A 17,835-nucleotide genomic window follows, 5' to 3' on the forward strand; every position below is an offset into this window, starting at 1 on the left:
ATTTCTTTTTATGGCGTTGTGTCGGCCTCGAAGACCGACCTCGGATTGGCGCGCATGAAGATGTCGAGCGTTGCGTCGTCCAGTCCATGGCGCTTTAGGCGTGGCAGGAAGTGACGCAGGACATAGGCGTAGCCGTTGCCCCCATAATGCTTGAGCATCATCTTCAGAAAGACGTCGTGGGAGAGCAGGAGCCGGTCCTTGTGTCCCATCTCGACGAGCTTGACGAGCGCTCGGGCAGCCTCCTCATCGCTTGGGCATTGAACCTGCTGGTCGGCGTAGAAGAAATCCATGCCGATCATGTCGTATTCGAGGAAAGCGCCGCGGGCAGCCAGCTCCGATTGGTAGGTGAGATCGTCATGCGACGGGTTCATGTGGCAGAGCACCGTATGCCTGAGATCGCCGCCCTCGGACGCCACGATGTCGAGTACCTTGTGACCCAGGCGATACCAGCCCGGAAGGTGGACCATCAGGGGCAGACCCGTGCGTACATGCGCCTGCGCCGCGCCCCGCAGCGATTTTTCTTCCGCGGCCGTGAAATCAGACGAGACCCCGATCTCACCGATGAGGCCGATCTTCACATCGGTGCCATCCGCGCCCACGGTTGCCTCTGACACGATTTCATCTGCGATCTGAGCCGCGGACATATCGGCAACCCTCGTCGGATGAGACGAGCCGAGATAAAAGCCGGCCCCCATGACGATGTTCAGTCCCGTCGCCTTGGAAATCCGTCGCAGAGCCAGAGGATCGCGACCAATGCCTTGACATGTCGGCTCAACGACCGTCCGGCCTCCGAGCCCGGCAAAATCCTTGAGCTCCATCACGGCGAGCTTTTCGTCATCCAGCGTGATGTTGTGCTTGTTGACGAAGGGGTCCTGCCGCAGCTCGCCAAGGATCTCCATACAGACGAAGCTCTCGGCAAGATATTGACGTTCGGGCGTCTTCGGCGCGTGCCACCAGCAGCGGCAATCATTGAGAATATGCTCGTGCATCAGGGTGATGCCGATGTCGGATACCGGAACCAACCCCGAGGCGGTCATCACATGTCCGGACCGGACGTGACCGGGTGAAAGCTCATCCGTTGCCATCAGCTCTTCCTCCTGCCCGACAGTCGGAAGTTGGTAGTGAAGATGCGTGTGTTCAGCCAGATGGCGACAAGGATGATCGCCCCGGTGACGATTTGGGTAAAGAAGGGTGAGATATGCATCAGGATCAGGCCGTTGCCGATGACGGCGATGGTCATGGTGCCGAGAACCGTGCCGATCATCGTGCCTCGACCGCCCATGAGCGATGTTCCGCCAAGCACGACGGCGGCAATCACCTGAAGTTCGAAGCCGACGGCCGCGTTCGACGAGCCGGAGCCGAGACGTGCGGCGATCAAAAGTCCCGCTAGTGCCGATGCGACCCCTGAGACCAGATAGACCGAAGCGACGATCCATTTGGCGGGCATGCCGACACGACGGGCCGCTTCCATGTTCGACCCAACCGCCACGATCTGGCGTCCGTATTTCGTCGAGGCCATGACGATATAACCGACAATCGCGATCAGGATTGCGATCAGCGCCGGAACGGGAAAGCCGGCCAGTTCGCCGCGGCCCATGTAGAAGAAGCCCGCATCGCCATTGATCGGAATGGAATAACCCTGGGTCAGGTAGAGAGCGACGCCGCGCAGGATGGAGAGACCGGCAAGGGTGACGATGAAGGCAGGAATATTCTGGTAGGCGATGAACCAGCCCTGCAGCAGGCCGATGATGCCGCCGAAGGCGAGCATGCCGATCGATACCACCGGCCAAGGTATGCCCGTCGCCAGCGTGACGGCGGCGACCGCATTGATGAGAGCCAGCATGGAGCCGACGGAAAGGTCGATCCCGCCTGTGACGATGACCAGGGTCATGGCGATCGCCACGACAAGGATGGGGGCCGCCTGACGCACGACGTTGAGGATGTTGCCCATCGTCATGAAGGTCGTCGTCGTCAGCGAAAAGAAGACGAGGCATGCCACAAAGAAGAAGGTGATCGACAGGACCTGAGCGTTTTCACTCAGGAAATCCGATATCGGTGAGCCCTTGCTGCGTTCGGTGTAGACGGTCAATGTCTTTCTCCCCCGACGATGAGCTTGACGAGGTCCTCAAGATTGGTCTTGCCGATGTCACGTTCCGCGACCTTGGTGCCTTCGTACATGACGGCGATCCGGTCGCAGACCCTGAAGAGATCCTGCAGGCGGTGAGTGATGAGGACGACGGATACGCCGGTCGCCTTGACCCGGTTGATGAGCGACAGAACGGCTTCGACCTCGGCGACTGCGAGCGCGGATGTCGGTTCGTCCATGATCAGCACTTTGGGATTGAAGGAGGCCGCCCGCGCAATCGCGATTGCCTGGCGCTGGCCGCCCGACAACTTCTCGACCTTGGCCGAGAGACGCGGAATACGGATTTCGAGGGCATCCAGCATCTTGCGGGCCTCGGCCAGCATTCTCTGGCGATCGAGGAAGGGTCCCCTGGTGATTTCACGCCCGAGGAAAAGATTGCCGACGACATCGACGTGATCGCAAAGGCTCAGATCCTGGAAGACCATTTCAATGTGGCGGTCGCGCGCATCGGCTGGTCCGGAGAATTTGACCTCCTCGCCGTTCAGCGAGATGGTTCCGTCATCCGGCAAATAGGTGCCGGATATGATCTTGGTGAGCGTCGACTTTCCGGCGGCATTGTCGCCGACAAGGCCGAGGCACTCGCCGGGAAAAAGATCGAGATCGACGCCGCGCAGCGCCTGATGCGAACCGAAGGTCTTGCGGATGCCGCGAAGCGATACGGCTGGCGTCAAGGCGGGCGAGCCGGAGGAATGCCGGGAGGCTTGCGCCTCCCCGGCTCCGGCATAAACAGGCCGGTTTTCCGTCATCATTTGAAAACGGCCCGGTATGGATCGACGTTTTGCTTCGTCACGATCGTAATCGGTACGGAGATGCTCTTTTCGACGCTCTGGCCGGCGGTCAGCTTCGCCAGGGCTTCGACGGCGGCCTTGCCCTCGCCTGCCGGGTCCTGCTGGACGACGGCAACGACATAGCCTTGATCGAGACCCGCGATCGCCTGCGCGGTCAGATCCCAGCCAAAGACCTTGATGCTGTCCTGCTTGGACTGGCTCTGAACGGCGGCGATCGCGCCGAGCAGAGCCGGTTCGCCCGTGGCGTAGATCGTCGTCATATCAGGGTTGCCGGTGATGAGGTTTTCGGCGGCGGCAAGAGCATTGTCCTGGATATTCTGGCCATCGACAACGCCGACCGTCTCGATGCTGCCGCCCTTGATCGCGTCTTCGAAACCTTTCTGGCGAAGATTCTGGATATAGGAGTTCAGGGCGCCGACGATGCCCACCTTGGCCTTGCCGCCCATGTTCTTCTTCACGTAGTCGAGGAAATAGGCACCGATATCGGCGCCGGCCTTGCCGTTATCGACGCCGATCTGCGATTTCTGCGGGCCTTCCGGCAAGATCGCATCGATGGCGACGACCGGAATGCCGGCATCCGAAGCCTGCTTGACGGCCGGCATGATGCCGTTGACGTCGATGGCAACGACGATTAGTCCATCGACCTTCTGCTGGACATAGGTCTCGACGGCGCTGTTTTGCGCGGCAGCGTCGTTGTTGGCATTGAAGATGACGAGCTTGTCGCCCGAGGCATCGGCGGCCTTCTGGGCGCCTTCGTTGATCTGATTGAAGAAAAGGGCCTGCTGATTGATCTGTACCAGTGCATAAGTCTTGCCGGCGGCATGCGCGAGTGGAGCTGCCAAGGTCGCGCCCGCAAGCGCGGTAAAGGCAAGGGCGACGTTGAACGCCCGACGTCTGATCTGTTCCATGTTCTCATCCTCTGGTTTGGTTATCGTTGCTTGTTATGTGTCGACGGCGGTGCAACGGATTTCCGCACGACGATTTCAACTGGCACGAGCTCCTCGATGGCGAGCGATTTGCTGTCCTGCCAGTTTGTCTCGAGAAGAAGGGACAGGGCGCGCTGTCCGATGGCGCGCACCGGCTGCCGGATCGCCGTCAGCGGCGGCGCAAAAAGATGCAGCGGACTGACATCGTCAAAGCCGACCAGGGACAGGTCATCGGGTATCGAAATCCCCTTCTCCCGCAGGACTTCGATCATGCCAATGGCGATTTCGTCGGAGCTGGCGAAGATTGCGGTTGCCGGCATGCCTTCCTCCAGGAACCGCAGCGCCATCTCCCGTCCGCAGGCAATCGTGTATTCGCCGCTGTAGCGCCGGATCGAGACGTCGCCGCCGAAGCGCTCCCGCAACCCCTCATGCAATCCGTTGAAGCGCCGCTGCGTGCTGATCATGGCGTCGGGACCGCCGACATAGAGCACGTCGCGATGGCCAAATTCAGCCAAATGGCGGCCGGCGAGATAACCGCCCTGCCGATTGTCGCAGAAAAGTTTCGGGACGGTCGCGAGCGGAACGTCCTCGTCGACCACGACGACCTTGCCCGTTCGATTGATGAGAGCGGCAAGTTCGCCGTTATCGGGATGGTTGGTGACGAAGACCAATCCGTCCACGTGATTGTGCTCGATCAGTCTGAGGTAGGCGACCTCGCGGCCGGTCCGGTTGAGTGTCGCATAGAGGGATACGGCCAACCCCTTGTCGTTAGCCGCTTCTTCGACGGCTGCCACCATGGTCGCGAAGAACGGGTTGGCGATGTCGGGCACGACGAGACCGATCGTGTCGGAGCGGCCGCGGCTCAGCCGCCGGGCATGCGGGTTCGGCTGATATTTGAGGGATGCGATCGCCTCTTCGATCCGCCGCTTGGTGAGTTGGGGCAGATCCAGGGAGCCGTTCAGCATGCGGGAGACCGTTGTCACCGACACGCCGGCAGCTTTCGCGACGTCCTTCAATCCAGGAGTGTGTCCCTTTGCCATCAGCTTGTAAACCGCTTTAGTAAAACGCTTTACTAAACTCGGTGACAATCAAGAATCTGTCAAGAGGATTCGAAAGGCGTTGGTCGGTGAAAAATTTCGCGCGGATGTTTTCGGCAGTTTTGCGGAACGCTGCGAACTCAGTGATGCGCCAAATGATGTCGAGGGTTTCTCTCCCTAATCCGCTGGTTACCAGGGGACCGTTCGGCCCAGGTAATCCAGATATTGCAGGCCGCGCTTTCCTCGCTGATCGAGAAGCACGTTCACCAGGCTTGGAATGCTTTCTTCGATCGTCAGCCGTCCGTCCGGGCCGCCCAGATCGGTCTTGACCCAACCGGGAGCCATCAAAACCAATGCGCGCGCATCATCGCCGTGACGGGCGGCATAGCTGCGCATCAAGGTGTTCAAGGCTGCCTTGCTGCCGCGATAGACTTCCCGCATGCCAGTCGTATTGTTGCTGACGCTGCCCTGCCCCGACGACATGACCCCGATCATGCCCGAGGGCGAGACGAGATCCTGCAGACCTTCGACGGTTCGCATCGGACTGAGCGCATTCGTCACCATGACGCGGACGAATTCCTCCGTCGTTACATCGGCGGTCGTTTCCGTCGGAACATTCGTTGTTCCGGCGTTGACGAACAGGATATCGAAGGCTCGGCCGTCGAGGCACGCGCGCAAAGACGAAAGCTGGTCCGGTTCGTTGATGTCGAGTATCTCAATCGTGACCCGTCCGGCGGAGGCGTCCGCGAGATCGTGCAGTTTTGTCCGCGACGCGGAGGCCCGCACCGTACCGACGACGGACCAGCCTTTCTTGAAGAACTCTTCGGCCATGGCATGGCCGAGCCCGCGGGAGGCGCCGATGATCAATATGCTGCCGGAGGTGGAAGTGGATGATGGCATGTTACATGCCTCCTGTATTCGTGTGCTTTAGGCCAAATATGAAAGCCCGGCCTGGATTTCGCCAGACGCATGCAATGCAAAGAATAGTTGCGTCCAACGCTAGGCGTGTCTGCGGATTTGGTCTACCCAATCGTCATGGAAGACATCGACCTCAATCTTCTCGTCGCACTTGATGCCCTGCTGGCCGAAGGAAGCGTGACCGAAGCGGCAAAGCGGCTGGGGCTCAGCCCTTCCGCCATGAGCCGTACGTTGTCGCGGCTGCGAGCGGTGACAGGCGATCCATTGCTCGTCAGAGCAGGCCGGTCCCTCGCGCCGACACGATTTGCCGAGGCACTTCGGGACCCCGTTCATGCCGTCACCCAGGATGCACGCGCCATTCTGCGGCCGGCGGCAAGCGAGATCGACATGGCCACGCTGGAGACTACGTTCTCCATGCGTGTGAGCGAAGCATTTCTTGAATTCCTGGCGGCGCCTCTAGTCTCCGCCATGACCGACGCCGCTCCCCATGTCCGCATCCGCTTTGTGCTGAAGCCTGACAAGGAGCCCCATGCGCTTCGGGAGGGGCTGGTCGATCTGGAAATCGGTGTGCTTGGCGTGCCGGCGCCTGAATTACGGACCCGACTTCTGCTTCGCGATCGACTTATCGGGATTGCCCGGGAAGACCACCCTCTGCTCACCGGTGAGGCCGTAACGGTGGAGCGCTACGCGGCCTGCAGCCATGTCGTCGCCTCGAGGAACGGAGAGTTCGCTGAGGCAGTCGACGAGGCCTTAGAAAAGAAAAACCTGAAACGAGAAATACGCGTCGTGGTGCCGGGATTTCCGGATGCAATGAGAATTGCGGCTTCGACCTTTTTCGTTGCGGCCGTTCCTGCCTCGTGTCTCGGCAAGAACGGCGTCAACGGGCCCCTGGCGGCGCGCGGCATACGCGGCTTCGAACTACCATTCGAAACGCCCGAAATACTCGTCTCCGCCATATGGCATCCGCGCGCCGATGCCGACCCGGCGCACCGATGGCTGCGCGACATCGTCGCGCGGGTATGCCGAGCGGCCTATCCGTGAATCGATTCAGCAGAGTGAGCCTTGACGATCCGTCGTGGCTTTTGGGGTATTCCCGCTCTCGGAAACTAACTTGCAAACGAAGTGTCGGAATTTTGCTCAGCCACCCGTCTTTAGGGCAGACAAGCCATGGAGAGCAGCAATGACGATAACGATTACCGCCTTTGAAAAGTCGCCGGATCGCGGCAGGGGTTTGGCTCGGGATATGCGCGTTCGCTGGGCGCTCGAAGAGGTCGGCGAGCCTTACGAGGTGCGCCTCCTTTCCTTCAAGGAGATGAAGGAGCCTGCGCATCTCGCGCTTCATCCTTTCGGGCAGATCCCGACCTATGAAGAGGACGATCTCGCCTTGTTCGAGTCGGGATCAATCGTGTTCCATATAGCGGAGCGTCATACTGGCCTGCTGCCGGACGATGCCAACGCCCGTGCACGGGCGATCACATGGATGTTTGCCGCTCTTTCCACAGTAGAGCCGCCGATCATCGATCGAGCAACCGTAAGAATCCAGGAGCGCGATCAGATCTGGTACGAGCAGCGCCTGTCCATGGTCGACGAACGCATCCGCCAGCGACTGACCGAACTGTCCAATCGCCTCGGCAGTGCCGAATGGCTCGAGGAGGCGTTTAGCGCCGGCGATCTCATGATGATATCGGTCCTGCTCAGGCTGAAGGACTCGGAGATATTGCAGGACTATCGGAACCTCTCCGCCTATGTAGCCCGCGGGGAAGCCCGGCCGGCCTACAAGCGGGCTTTCGAGGCTCAGCTGGCGGTCTTCACCGCCGCATCGGCGGGCTGACAAGGCTGCATCCGGTATCTATGGTCGGGATCGGAGATCTCTCGGCCGATCAGTCCTTCTCGATCCGCAAGCCTTCGAGGAAAGTCCGAAAAGCCTCGACCGCCCGTTTCGATGTCGCCTCGGGATCGTCCGAATTGGCGATCCACTGTGCAGCGCTGCTGCTCGCTGCATTGATGAGGCGGCCGCCGGCTTCCGGGTCAATCTCCACGATGATACCCTCGTCTCGAAGGTGGCGAAGGCTCTCTGTGATTGTCGCGATGCAGCCGTTGGCGCTCGGCCATCCGGAGGGATCACCAAGCACAGCCGGGCCGTCGCGAAACATGATGCGTTGGATTTCCGGTTCCAGCGCCATCTCTACATATCCGACGTTCTCATCGACGAATGCCTGCCAGCGCGATGGTGCTGTCGACGAGATCGCACAGAGCCTTGCGGTCATTTCCGCATCGATCTCGCTGACAACGGCTTGCAGCAGCCCCTTCTTGTCGCCGAAATGGTGGTATAGTGCCCCCCGCGTCAGTCCGGCCGCCGCTGTAAAGTCGTCCATCGATGCGTCGGCATAGCCAACGCTACCGAATGCCGTACGGCCAGCGGCCAGCAGCTTGGCTCGCGTCTCGGCGATCATTTCACTACGGGGTTTGCGCATTACGTCTCCGTCAGTGGTTTTACATAAATTCGCATACGCTGCGTATATTAGTTGACATACGCGGCGTATGCAATTATTTCATTCGCATACGCTGCGTATGTCTGTGGCGGCTTCGTTCAATCCATGGAGCGTTCCGATGTCCAATCCATACCGTGAGATCTTCCGAGCGCCGGGTGCGAAAGGCTTTTCGGCCGCGGCCTTCTTCGCGCGCATTCCCATTGCGATGGCTCCTATCGGCATCGTCGCCATGCTCTCCCAGACGCGCGGTGAATACGGGCTCGCCGGCGCGGTTTCCGCCACCTTCGCTTTGGCCAATGCATTCGTCTCGCCGCAGATTTCCCGGCTGGTCGACCGGCTCGGCCAGCGTGCGGTGGTGGCCCCGGCCACCATTCTCTCGGTCATCGCCTTCGTCGTTCTCGTCATCGCCTCAAATCAGGATTGGCCGGCATGGACGCTGTTTGCCTCGGCCTTCGTTGCGGCCGCCATGCCGAGCATTCCGGCCATGGTGCGTGCGCGCTGGACGGAAATCTTCCGTGCCCGGCCTGAGCTCAACACGGCCTTTGCCTTCGAATCCGCGGCCGATGAGCTCGTCTATATCTCCGGGGCTTCCCTTTCGGTCGGCCTCTCCGTCGCTCTGTTCCCGGAGGCCGGGATGCTTGTCAGCACGATCTTCCTTGCGCTGGGGACGACGGCCTTCTTGCTGCAGCGGTCGACGGAGCCCAAGGTGCATGCGCTCGGTTCCGATCGTCCGCAACATTCGGCAATCCGATTGCGTCCGGTCCAGATCATCACACTTGCCCTGATTTTCGTCGGCTCCACCTTCGCTACGGCGGAAGTGAGCGCCGTAGCCATCACCAAGCAGCTCGGCCAGCCCGGCGCCGCAAGCTTTGTCATCGGCGTTTATGCCCTCGGTTCGTTTATCGTCGGTCTGGTCATCGGAGCGCTGAACCCCAAAATGCCGTTTCAGAGGCAGTTGCTGGTTGCGGTCGGTGTCCTTGCCCTCACCTCGCTGCCGCTTCTCGTTGCCGGCACGTCGATTGCCTTGCTTGCCTTTGCGGTTTTCCTGAGCGGCGTTGCCATCTCCCCGACCTTCATCACCGCGTTCGGGCTGATCGAGCGCCGGGTGCCGGAGGCAATGCTGACGGAAGGCGTGACCTGGATCATGACGGGCATTGGTATCGGCATGGCGCTCGGCGCCTTCGTTTCCGGCTGGATGGTCGATAATTTCGGACCCTCGAATGGCTTCTGGGTTTCCGTCGTATCGAGCGCGGTCACTGTCTTGATCGTGGCGCTCGGCCAAAGAAACCTCTCAGGCGCGCGAGCAAGCGATGCTACGGCCGTCAAGCAAGCCGCCGAATGAGTGGTGCTGAAGACATCATTTCGGGAAATAGCGTTCCGCCTCAGTTTCGGCATCGTCGGTTTCAGCCATTATAGCTGCAAGCTCTGCGCTCACCGCATTCGCCTTAGGCAATTTGTTGGCGGCAAGGTGGCTACAGTATTTTCACCTCTTCGGTTTGCGTTGGTTCCTAGAAGCATTGTATCGTGCGACCAATCCTGGAGCGGCTTCCTCGACACGTCTTGCAACATCTGCCTTTTGCTCTTCGGTAATTGCTCCAGGGCTATGATCGTGAAGGGTCTTGATAACTTCGGCTCGTGAGCGGCCATGTTGGCCGATACTTTCATTGATTACGCGTTCTTGGACCGTTTTCCAATTTGCCTTTGCCTTGCCGTATTGGGCGAGTTCGTTGGCGGCGCTATCTCCCAAAATCTTCTCTACCCCCTCTGATTTTTGGAGCTTGGGGATAAGTTCAATCCGTCGTTCGACTTCCTCAGTGATATCTTCAACATCAGTGGGAACTGAGAGGACAATGACGTCTCGTTTCATTTGTGTTGGGAATGTCGGGGTGATTGGCTTCGGAGCAGCGACATCACCATCAGCGAACAAGTTGGGGAACAGTCGTTCTCTGTAATCAAGTGGGAAAGCAATGCGGACCGGTGTCTTCGGCGAGGATGATTTCAAAAAGCCCGCATCGACCAGCTCCTTCGTCGTTTTGCGCGCAGTTCGATCTGTGGTCTTTGTGATCAAATTGACATCACCGCGATTCAGCGAACCATGGCGAAGGACGGCTGAAATCACGTCTGGAGCCCATTTGTCATCGGTGACAGACTCTACCAACTTTCGGTAACGAGCCTCCAGGGTTTCGAAAGCAAAAACTGCCTTTGAAAAATTGATCTGATCCAACGCGACCGAGAGAAACCATTCGCAATAATCCTGAAGGGCTTTTGCGGATAAATTGCCGCGCCCATCCCTTTCGCCCATTCGCTGTGAGTCAGCGTAATCCATCATGCGCTTGTATTCAGTCTTCTCATTCAAGCCACGAGCCAATCCCCGAGAGATCGACCAAAGTCCTTTACCGCCCACTCCCGCATTTTGCGCCATTGCGTGCGACATCAGTCTGCTGACACGACCGTTTCCATCAGTGAAGGGGTGGATGAAGTTCAATCTGTGGTGAGCGGCAGCAATCGAAATAATCCGGCTGGTCGCGCTAGCTTGTGCCATCTTATATCGGTAAGAAAAATATTTCATGAAAGCGCTGACGACTTGAGACGATGGTGGGTAATGCCGGCCTACCGCGACGTCGTCTTTATCCGTTGCACGAAATTGGCCTGGTACGATCTCCACTTTACTCCCATCCGGACGTTCCACGAACCGGAACTCATTCGGCATTTCCTCGTAAAACCGGCGATGCACCCACGAAATGAATTCAATCGAGGTCGGCTCGGGTAATGCTGCGCTGTGGCTAAGATGGTCAATTTCCCTTTGCACTATTACGTGAGCTTTGGCTTCGAGAGCCAATGGACGGGTTGCCTCTTCAACTTCAGCGCCCGCCAATGCTCTCTCGATATCCTTTGGGCGAGTGTTGTGCCCCTCGATTAGATTGGAGTAATAGCAATTCATTACGCGGACGAGGTCCGCCAGCTCAGATGCTGCGTCGTTGTGTAGCCCACTACCCAAGTTAGCCGCAGCCATTTGTATTTCGACAACGAGATCGGACAAGCTCGATGGGATGCTTCCTTCAAAAAAAGCGGGCTCGATGCGGGTGGGAACTTCTTCCATTTTTCCGATCTTTGCATCACTAAAACATACATATATCTAGTATGTTAGGCTGAGAACGGCAAATTTTTTTCCGATCTTTACTTCCGATCTTTTAAGTTTAGCCGATTGCGTAAAATTTTCCGATGTTGGGATTTCAAAATATCTTTTTTTATCAATTAGATGAGAGAATTTTCGGATAAAATTTCCGAACTTCGCTTCCGATCTCTGGAAACCGGCGAGCAAGCCGACGGGGAAGCAAGATGCGTATCAGGCCTTGCGCGCCCTGATATGCAGGAAGATCGGTGCTATGCGGGTATCAGCGACCACCGGTTCGGCAAACGCCACCTCGCGGCTTGCCATCGGTTCACCAAATGCCTCGATCACAAGACCGGCACCAACTATCATCGATACCCAGCTTGTAAGCGTTCGGTGAAATCGAGGAATCGAGAATGGCGTCAGCGCCGAACGCTCTTCTGCGGGGATGGACGAGAAGACCCAGCGTTCGATTCGCCCGTCTCTCTCGTCGAAATAGTCGGCAATTTGAACCGCAATCGGCTCGCCTTTTTCGTCACGGATGTTCTTGCGTGTTGGCGGCACGAAGCAGGGATGGAGGATGGAAAACTGCAAAAAGCCATTGGGTCGGAGAATGCGCACTACCTCATTGAGCACGCCCTGCTGGTTAGCCATGTCCATCATCGACATGAAGGCGGTAACAAAATCGAAGCTTGCCTCGGGAAAGTCGATGGACTGGCCGTCTCCAAGTACATATTCGATGCCGAGCGGATCGCTTGCCTCAGTTTCGCGGGCATAGCGTAGAAAGGTCGGTGCGATATCAAGACCCGTCATGCGGGCACCAAGGCGCGCGACCGCCCTGGTGTTAGAGCCTTCGCCACAGCCAAGATCAAGCCCCTTTAGGCCGGTAACCGAGGGCAGCATGTTTAAAAAAGCGGGCGTGTTCAACGCATCGCGATACCTGTCATAGCCCGCGCGGCTGTAGATGGTCCAAGTCTCGGCGTTGTTTTCCCAATGAGCGGCGACTTCATCGGCGTTCACGGTCATCCTCCTGCCCAATATTATCGGACCGGGAGGTATAAAGGAGATGCACCGGAAGGGGAAGGCGCGCATTGCAACTGCGGTTCACCGGCGCGGTGATCAACGATCGCAAGGAGATCGCGCGAATTCTTCCCTGGCGGCAAGGTCCGGCCTGCCAAGCGAGCCGGACCCTCAGTGCTGTGAATGGGAGGTTCGTCAGGTGCCATTATGCCGGTAGCTGGAAAGCCCAGTTAGCGATTAACACGATAGCGAGGCCCCCGACGAGCGCGACATAGGGCAGGATGCCCGCTTTCTTGACACCCAGATCTTGGCCGATCAGCCCAAGATCGTCCATGGCGCCTGCCGGGAATTTGCCGCCGTCGCGCACATAGTGCCTGTAGGCGAAGACCGGCAGGATCAGCGCCGCGAAGGCGAAGCCGATCCAGAGTGCATTCGCATAGCCCCAAACCTTGGCACCGGCGCCGAGGAAGAGGGCATTGACGAAGGCAAGCACGGTGTTGAGGCCGATGAGCCAGGACGGCGCTTTCCACGGACGCTCGATATGCCCGGAGTCCATGCGATGGATCCAGCCGGAATTGAGGTTGAGGAAGTTGAAGATGATGTATCCGACGTTGGACACAGCCAGCACGAAGAAATAGCCGCTGGTGTCGGACGCGATGGCCAGGAGGAAGAGATTAAAGGCGAAGTCCGTCCACATCGCTCTCGTCGGCGCGCCGTTCTCGTTCACATGATCGAGATATTTCGGCAGCCATCCATCCTTCGAGCCCTGATAGAGGGTGCGAGACGAACCGGCCATCGCCGTCATGATAGCGAGGAACAGTGCAAGGATCATCAGGATGACGAGCAGCTGCGTCACGATGCGGCCGGCGCCGATGAGGCCGCCGAGCGCTTCACCGACGCCGGTGCCGTCGACGATGCCCGGTGCCAGCATGCCCGCATGGCCAAGCACGCCCTGAAAGGCGAAGGGCACGAGGAAGAAGAAGATGCAGCAGGCAAGCCCCGAATAGAAGATCGCCTTGAACGTATCCGTCTTCGGGTTCTTGAGCTCGCGGGTATAGCAGACTGCCGTCTCGAAACCGTAGGTCGACCAGGCGGCAATATAAAGGCCGCCGAGGAAGAGTGTCCAGCCGCCATTGCTCCAGGTGCCGTCGGTCGCGGCGTAAGCCGCTGTCGGCGGCAACAGTCCCGTAACGTTGGCGGAGACGATCTGGCCGCTGACGATCGGATAGACGCCGATGATGAGCAGTGGCACTAGAACGATGATGGCGAGCCATTTCTGCACGCTCGCCGTTTCGGAAATGCCGCGATGCTGGATCGCGAAGATGATCAACATCAGGATGCCGCCGATGAAGAAGGTGGCGTTGATATTGGCGGTTGCGAGGAAGGGAATATTGAAGCTGACGAGAGACCAGTTGCGGATGGCGGGCGTAAAGGCGGCAACGCCATCGGCGCTGAGCAGCGCTTTTACCGCATCGTCTGGCGATGTGCCGGCATGGGCCGCGATGTATTCGGCAATGCGCGGGCTATCGGCGGTGATCGACGTCGCATGCGCGCTGATCCAGCTCAAGACGGCCTGTGAATCCGCTGCGGGAATGGGGAAGAGGGCATTGAGGATATAACCGGCCGCAATGGCGCAGCCGAGCGAGAGCACCGGCGACCAGGCAAACCAGTTGCACCAGACGGACAGTGGCGCGATGAATTTCGAATAGCGCAGCCAGGCCGTCGCGCCATAGACCGAGGCGCCGCCGGACTTGTTGGCGAACATGCCGGCAATTTCCGCATAGGTAAACGATTGCAGGAAGCCCATGATCATCGAGATGATCCACACAACGAAGGCAAGCTTGCCCGTGGTGCCGGCGATACCGCCAATGGAGAAGAGAACAAGCGGCGGCACGCCGGCAGCCACCCAGAACGCGCCCTTCCAGTCAAGCGCGCGTATAAGTTTTCCTTCGGTGCCGGCAGAAGCGCCGGCGTCCACGATATCCGTCATTGTCGAAATTCCCCATTTTGTTCCGGACGTATCTCTCGTACGTCTCCCTGAACGTGCCTCCCATGGCATTGCGGGGCGTGCTGGAGGTTTTCATAAGCCGAGTCTGTGCGCGGGTTTCCAGATGCATGCCCTTTATGCATAGTGAAGATATTTTCTTTTTAGTCAATATCCCTTTACTTTCCACCGGCATTTTGTCAGCATGATTCCGGTGCCTCGACGCACCCCCATTTCCCGAGAGGGCTCTATGCGAGATCTCCACCCGCCAACAGCCGGAATACGGCCGATTTCGGCGAGCATCGTGCGCTATCCGGGCATTCCGGCGTTGCCGCAAGATACCGAACGCTATCGCTGCAAGGGCGGCGGGTCGCTGGTCTTGCGAGTCGAGCCCGGTGATCGGATTACGCTGACGGATAGCGAAGGCGGCCAGATCTGCGAACTGACCTTTCTAGATGAGAAAGGGCGCTTTCAATCCGCTGGCCTGGGCACGGCATTCAGCGGTGAGGCGGCAGGCCTGAAGGCTATCCTTTCATCTGGAAATGAAAGTGCTTCTCGCGTGAAAGCAGCGCTGGAACGGCGTGGAGCCGACATGGCGTCCGCGACGGCGCTGCGCCTCTTCGGCGCGTCATCGCCGGCGGGCAGCACGGCGGAATTCACCGTCGCTCTCAAAGGCCTGCTGATCGCCTCAGCGCCGGGCACGGCCATGTCGCCGGAGGCGCAGGATACGGCAACGCCCATCGAGGTCAGGATACGCCGCACGACTATCCTGCGAGATTATACGTCCGCGCTGCCGGAACCTCTTGCCGATCCGATCGAAGACATTCGCATCAGAGCGGCGACCGCTTCCGCCTATTTCGTTCGGGCCGGCGAGTATATCCAGATCATCGATGTCTATGGCCGGCAATGCACCGACTTTCAGGCCTTTTCCGCGCGCAAGGTCGACAAAGGGCTCGATCTCGCGCTCGATTCCACTGTCACCCGCACCCTGCTCGGTCGCAGCTACCCGGCACCCGGACTTCCGTCCAAGGCTTTCGATCGCGATTTCGAGCCGCTGGTGGAAATCGTGCAGGATACGGTCGGCCGCCACGATGCCTTCGCCACCGCCTGCAATTCCCGTTATTACGACGACATGGGCTATCCCGGCCATGTAAACTGCACCGACAATTTCAATGCGGCGCTCGCACCCTATGGCATCGCCGGCCGCAAAGGCTGGGAGGCACTGAACTACTTCTACAACACCAATCTCGATCACAATAATCAGCTCTATCTCGACGAACCCTGGTCGCGACCAGGGGACTATGTCCTGATGCGTGCGCTGACGGATCTCGTCTGCGTCTCCTCATCCTGCCCCGATGACATCGATGCGGCCAATGGCTGGGACCCGACCGATATCCACGTGCGCACCTTTTCCGGCAAAGAAAAATTCACACGAGCGGTGGCCTATCGCATGACCCCTGATGCCGACCCCGAACTGACGCGGGAGACCGCGTTTCACCCGCGCCTCTCCGCCCTGACGCGTGACTACACCGAATATCGTGGCTTCTGGCTGCCGAACCGCTTCTCCTCGGAAGGACCGGTCGAGGAATACTGGGCCTGCCGCGAACGCGCCGTCGTGATGGATCTCTCGCCGCTTCGCAAGTTCGAGGTGACGGGGCCGGATGCGGAAGAACTGCTGCAATATTGCCTGACGCGCGACGTGCGCAAGCTGTCGCCCGGCCAGGTCGTCTATTCCGCCATGTGCTACGAGCATGGCGGCATGATCGACGACGGCACGCTGTTTCGTCTCGGCGATAAGAACTTCCGCTGGATCGGCGGCGATGACTATAGCGGTATCTGGCTGCGCGAGCAGGCCGCGAAGAAGGGCTTCAAGGCCTGGATCCGCTCCTCCACCGACCAGATGCACAACATCGCGCTGCAAGGCCCGAAAAGCCGGGATATCGTGAAAGAGATCATCTGGACTGCGCCCCGGCAGCCGACGATCAGCGAACTCGAATGGTTCCGTTTCGCGGTCGGCCGTATCGGCCATTTCGAGGGCGCGCCGATCGTCGTTTCCCGCACCGGTTATACCGGCGAACTCGGCTACGAGATCTTCTGCCACCCGAAGGATGCGGCAACCGTCTTCGACGCTGTCTGGAAAGCCGGCGTGCCCTATGGTCTAAAACCGATGGGTCTGGAGGCACTGGACATGGTGCGCATCGAGGCCGGCCTTGTCTTCGCCCATCATGAGTTCGACGATCAGACTGATCCCTTCGAGGCGGGCATCGGCTTCACCGTGCCCCTGAAATCCAAGCAGGACGAGTTCATCGGCCGCGAGGCACTGATCCGCAGAAAGGAAAATCCGCGCCATCTGACGGTAGGCCTCGATGTCGAAGCAAACGAAGCCATCGGCCATGGTGATTGCATCCATATAGGCCGGGCGCAAATCGGTGTGGTTACCAGCGCGACACGGTCGCCGATTCTCGGCAAGACCATTGCGCTCGCCCGCGTCGATGTCACCCATGCGGCTGTCGGCACCAAGGTCGAGATCGGCAAGCTCGATGGTCAACAGAAGCGGCTTCCGGCCGTCATCGTGCCCCTATCACATTACGACCCGCAGAAGACGCGGCCGCGCTCCTAGAGCATCTCCGGCCCTTCCATCTCCAGGGTTTACGCTACCGAGCGATTATCGGGGTCGACGGCCTCATATCACCAGCGGGCGAGTACCATCTCATATCCGGCCCGCTCCAGGCGCTGCTTCCGTCCATCGTGGATCTGTTGTCGTTTTCCGATCATTGACGGCGGCACTCGATGAGCGCTTTTCGGCACAAGCGAATTTATCGCGCGGCACGTAGCGGTTTTCAAGCCGTGATATTCCGCCCTGTCTGTGATGTTCCGCACATCTCATTGAGGCGGCGGCCTCTATTGTCGCGCTGTCTTAAGCAAGGAGGATAGCCCATACCCCCTCGCGCGGGACAGTTGTACGCTATTCAACAAGAGGAGCTGAAAATGGCAGTCGTCAACATACCACCAGATGGAAAAATACATGTACTAGGAAAAGTGCCGGGGACCTTACACGTATATAATCGCGGTCCAAACGCATCGACGTACAATCTGACGATAATTCACGTCAACAATTGGCAGAACGTCAATATCGCAGCAGGACACACAGATTCTTACGCTGCCAATGGCAATGCAACCTACATTCAGAATCAGAATGGTGGTTCAACCCTCCAGTGCCTATGGGTCGCGGCAGCGGACGAACTTACTCCCCAACAAGCGGGTCTGGAGACGGTGGAGAGCATGCCCAGCGTTTCAGGCCATTAAGGGTGGCGTCTGAGCGGATTGACTGGACGTGGCTCATGGTTTTCGAACCATGAGCCCCGGCCCCCGGCCGCGTGTTTAATGATGACGCCAAGCAACACAACACGAC

Annotated in this window: 15 protein-coding genes; 5 read left to right on the forward strand and 10 right to left on the reverse strand. The window is 58.9% G+C overall.

From position 1 onward, the window contains the following. Positions 1–8: 8 nt before the first annotated feature. The 6 genes from HGP16_RS31920 to HGP16_RS31945 all read right to left on the reverse strand — a co-directional run bounded on the left by HGP16_RS31920 (position 9) and on the right by HGP16_RS31945 (position 5,797). Positions 9–1,085, reverse strand: a complete 1,077-nt coding sequence (locus HGP16_RS31920; protein ID WP_168843944.1) for a phosphotriesterase — start codon at positions 1,083–1,085, stop codon at positions 9–11. After that, on the reverse strand, positions 1,085–2,089 hold the full coding sequence (locus HGP16_RS31925) for an ABC transporter permease (RefSeq protein WP_168843945.1): 1,005 nt from the start codon (positions 2,087–2,089) through the stop codon (positions 1,085–1,087). The genes HGP16_RS31920 and HGP16_RS31925 overlap by 1 nt, the downstream gene beginning before the upstream one ends. Next, a complete protein-coding gene (locus HGP16_RS31930) occupies positions 2,086–2,895 on the reverse strand; it encodes an ATP-binding cassette domain-containing protein (RefSeq protein WP_168843946.1) in 810 nt (269 codons plus the stop codon). Before HGP16_RS31930 ends, HGP16_RS31925 begins: the two co-directional genes overlap by 4 nt. Next, complete coding sequence (locus HGP16_RS31935) at positions 2,892–3,842, reverse strand: substrate-binding domain-containing protein (RefSeq protein WP_168843947.1); 951 nt, start codon at positions 3,840–3,842, stop codon at positions 2,892–2,894. The genes HGP16_RS31930 and HGP16_RS31935 overlap by 4 nt, the downstream gene beginning before the upstream one ends. 20 nt (positions 3,843–3,862) lie before the next feature. Further along, positions 3,863–4,900: a LacI family DNA-binding transcriptional regulator gene (locus tag HGP16_RS31940; RefSeq protein WP_168843948.1), complete on the reverse strand. Its 1,038-nt coding sequence runs from the start codon at positions 4,898–4,900 to the stop codon at positions 3,863–3,865. A 186-nt stretch (positions 4,901–5,086) separates the two neighbouring features. Then, positions 5,087–5,797: an SDR family NAD(P)-dependent oxidoreductase gene (locus HGP16_RS31945; protein ID WP_168843949.1), complete on the reverse strand. Its 711-nt coding sequence runs from the start codon at positions 5,795–5,797 to the stop codon at positions 5,087–5,089. Between the two features lie 117 nt (positions 5,798–5,914). Here HGP16_RS31945 and HGP16_RS31950 point away from each other — a divergent pair, with 117 nt between their 5' ends. After that, complete coding sequence (locus HGP16_RS31950; RefSeq protein WP_312867356.1) at positions 5,915–6,856, forward strand: LysR family transcriptional regulator; 942 nt, start codon at positions 5,915–5,917, stop codon at positions 6,854–6,856. A 139-nt stretch (positions 6,857–6,995) separates the two neighbouring features. Then, positions 6,996–7,646: a glutathione S-transferase family protein gene (locus tag HGP16_RS31955; protein WP_168843950.1), complete on the forward strand. Its 651-nt coding sequence runs from the start codon at positions 6,996–6,998 to the stop codon at positions 7,644–7,646. Positions 7,647–7,695: 49 nt separating this feature from the next. On the opposite strand, the gene HGP16_RS31960 is transcribed toward HGP16_RS31955, so the two are convergent. Beyond that, entirely contained in the window at positions 7,696–8,289 is a 594-nt protein-coding gene (locus HGP16_RS31960) for a TetR/AcrR family transcriptional regulator (RefSeq protein ID WP_168843951.1), read from the reverse strand. Between the two features lie 136 nt (positions 8,290–8,425). On the opposite strand from HGP16_RS31960, the gene HGP16_RS31965 reads away from it, so the two are divergent. Beyond that, positions 8,426–9,649, forward strand: a complete 1,224-nt coding sequence (locus HGP16_RS31965; protein ID WP_168843952.1) for an MFS transporter — start codon at positions 8,426–8,428, stop codon at positions 9,647–9,649. Between the two features lie 141 nt (positions 9,650–9,790). Here the strand turns inward: HGP16_RS31965 and HGP16_RS31970 are convergent, their stop codons facing one another. The 3 genes from HGP16_RS31970 to HGP16_RS31980 all read right to left on the reverse strand — a co-directional run bounded on the left by HGP16_RS31970 (position 9,791) and on the right by HGP16_RS31980 (position 14,429). Next, complete coding sequence (locus HGP16_RS31970) at positions 9,791–11,407, reverse strand: Fic family protein (protein WP_168843953.1); 1,617 nt, start codon at positions 11,405–11,407, stop codon at positions 9,791–9,793. 246 nt (positions 11,408–11,653) lie between these two features. After that, the gene (locus HGP16_RS31975) at positions 11,654–12,439 is read right to left on the reverse strand and encodes a class I SAM-dependent methyltransferase (protein ID WP_168843954.1); all 786 of its coding nucleotides are present in this window, start codon (positions 12,437–12,439) and stop codon (positions 11,654–11,656) included. Between the two features lie 205 nt (positions 12,440–12,644). Further along, positions 12,645–14,429, reverse strand: a complete 1,785-nt coding sequence (locus HGP16_RS31980) for an APC family permease (protein WP_168843955.1) — start codon at positions 14,427–14,429, stop codon at positions 12,645–12,647. A gap of 244 nt (positions 14,430–14,673) precedes the next feature. On the opposite strand from HGP16_RS31980, the gene HGP16_RS31985 reads away from it, so the two are divergent. Together HGP16_RS31985 and HGP16_RS31990 are read left to right on the forward strand one after the other, a co-directional pair. Next, positions 14,674–17,043 (forward strand): DUF1989 domain-containing protein, encoded by a 2,370-nt coding sequence (locus HGP16_RS31985; RefSeq protein ID WP_168843956.1) that lies wholly within the window; start codon positions 14,674–14,676, stop codon positions 17,041–17,043. Positions 17,044–17,411: 368 nt separating this feature from the next. Beyond that, entirely contained in the window at positions 17,412–17,729 is a 318-nt protein-coding gene (locus HGP16_RS31990) for a hypothetical protein (RefSeq protein WP_168843957.1), read from the forward strand. Positions 17,730–17,835 lie beyond the last annotated feature (106 nt).

Origin of the sequence: Rhizobium sp. P40RR-XXII (genome assembly GCF_012641405.1) — a bacterium.
In the GTDB taxonomy this organism is placed as follows: Bacteria; Pseudomonadota; Alphaproteobacteria; order Rhizobiales; family Rhizobiaceae; genus Rhizobium.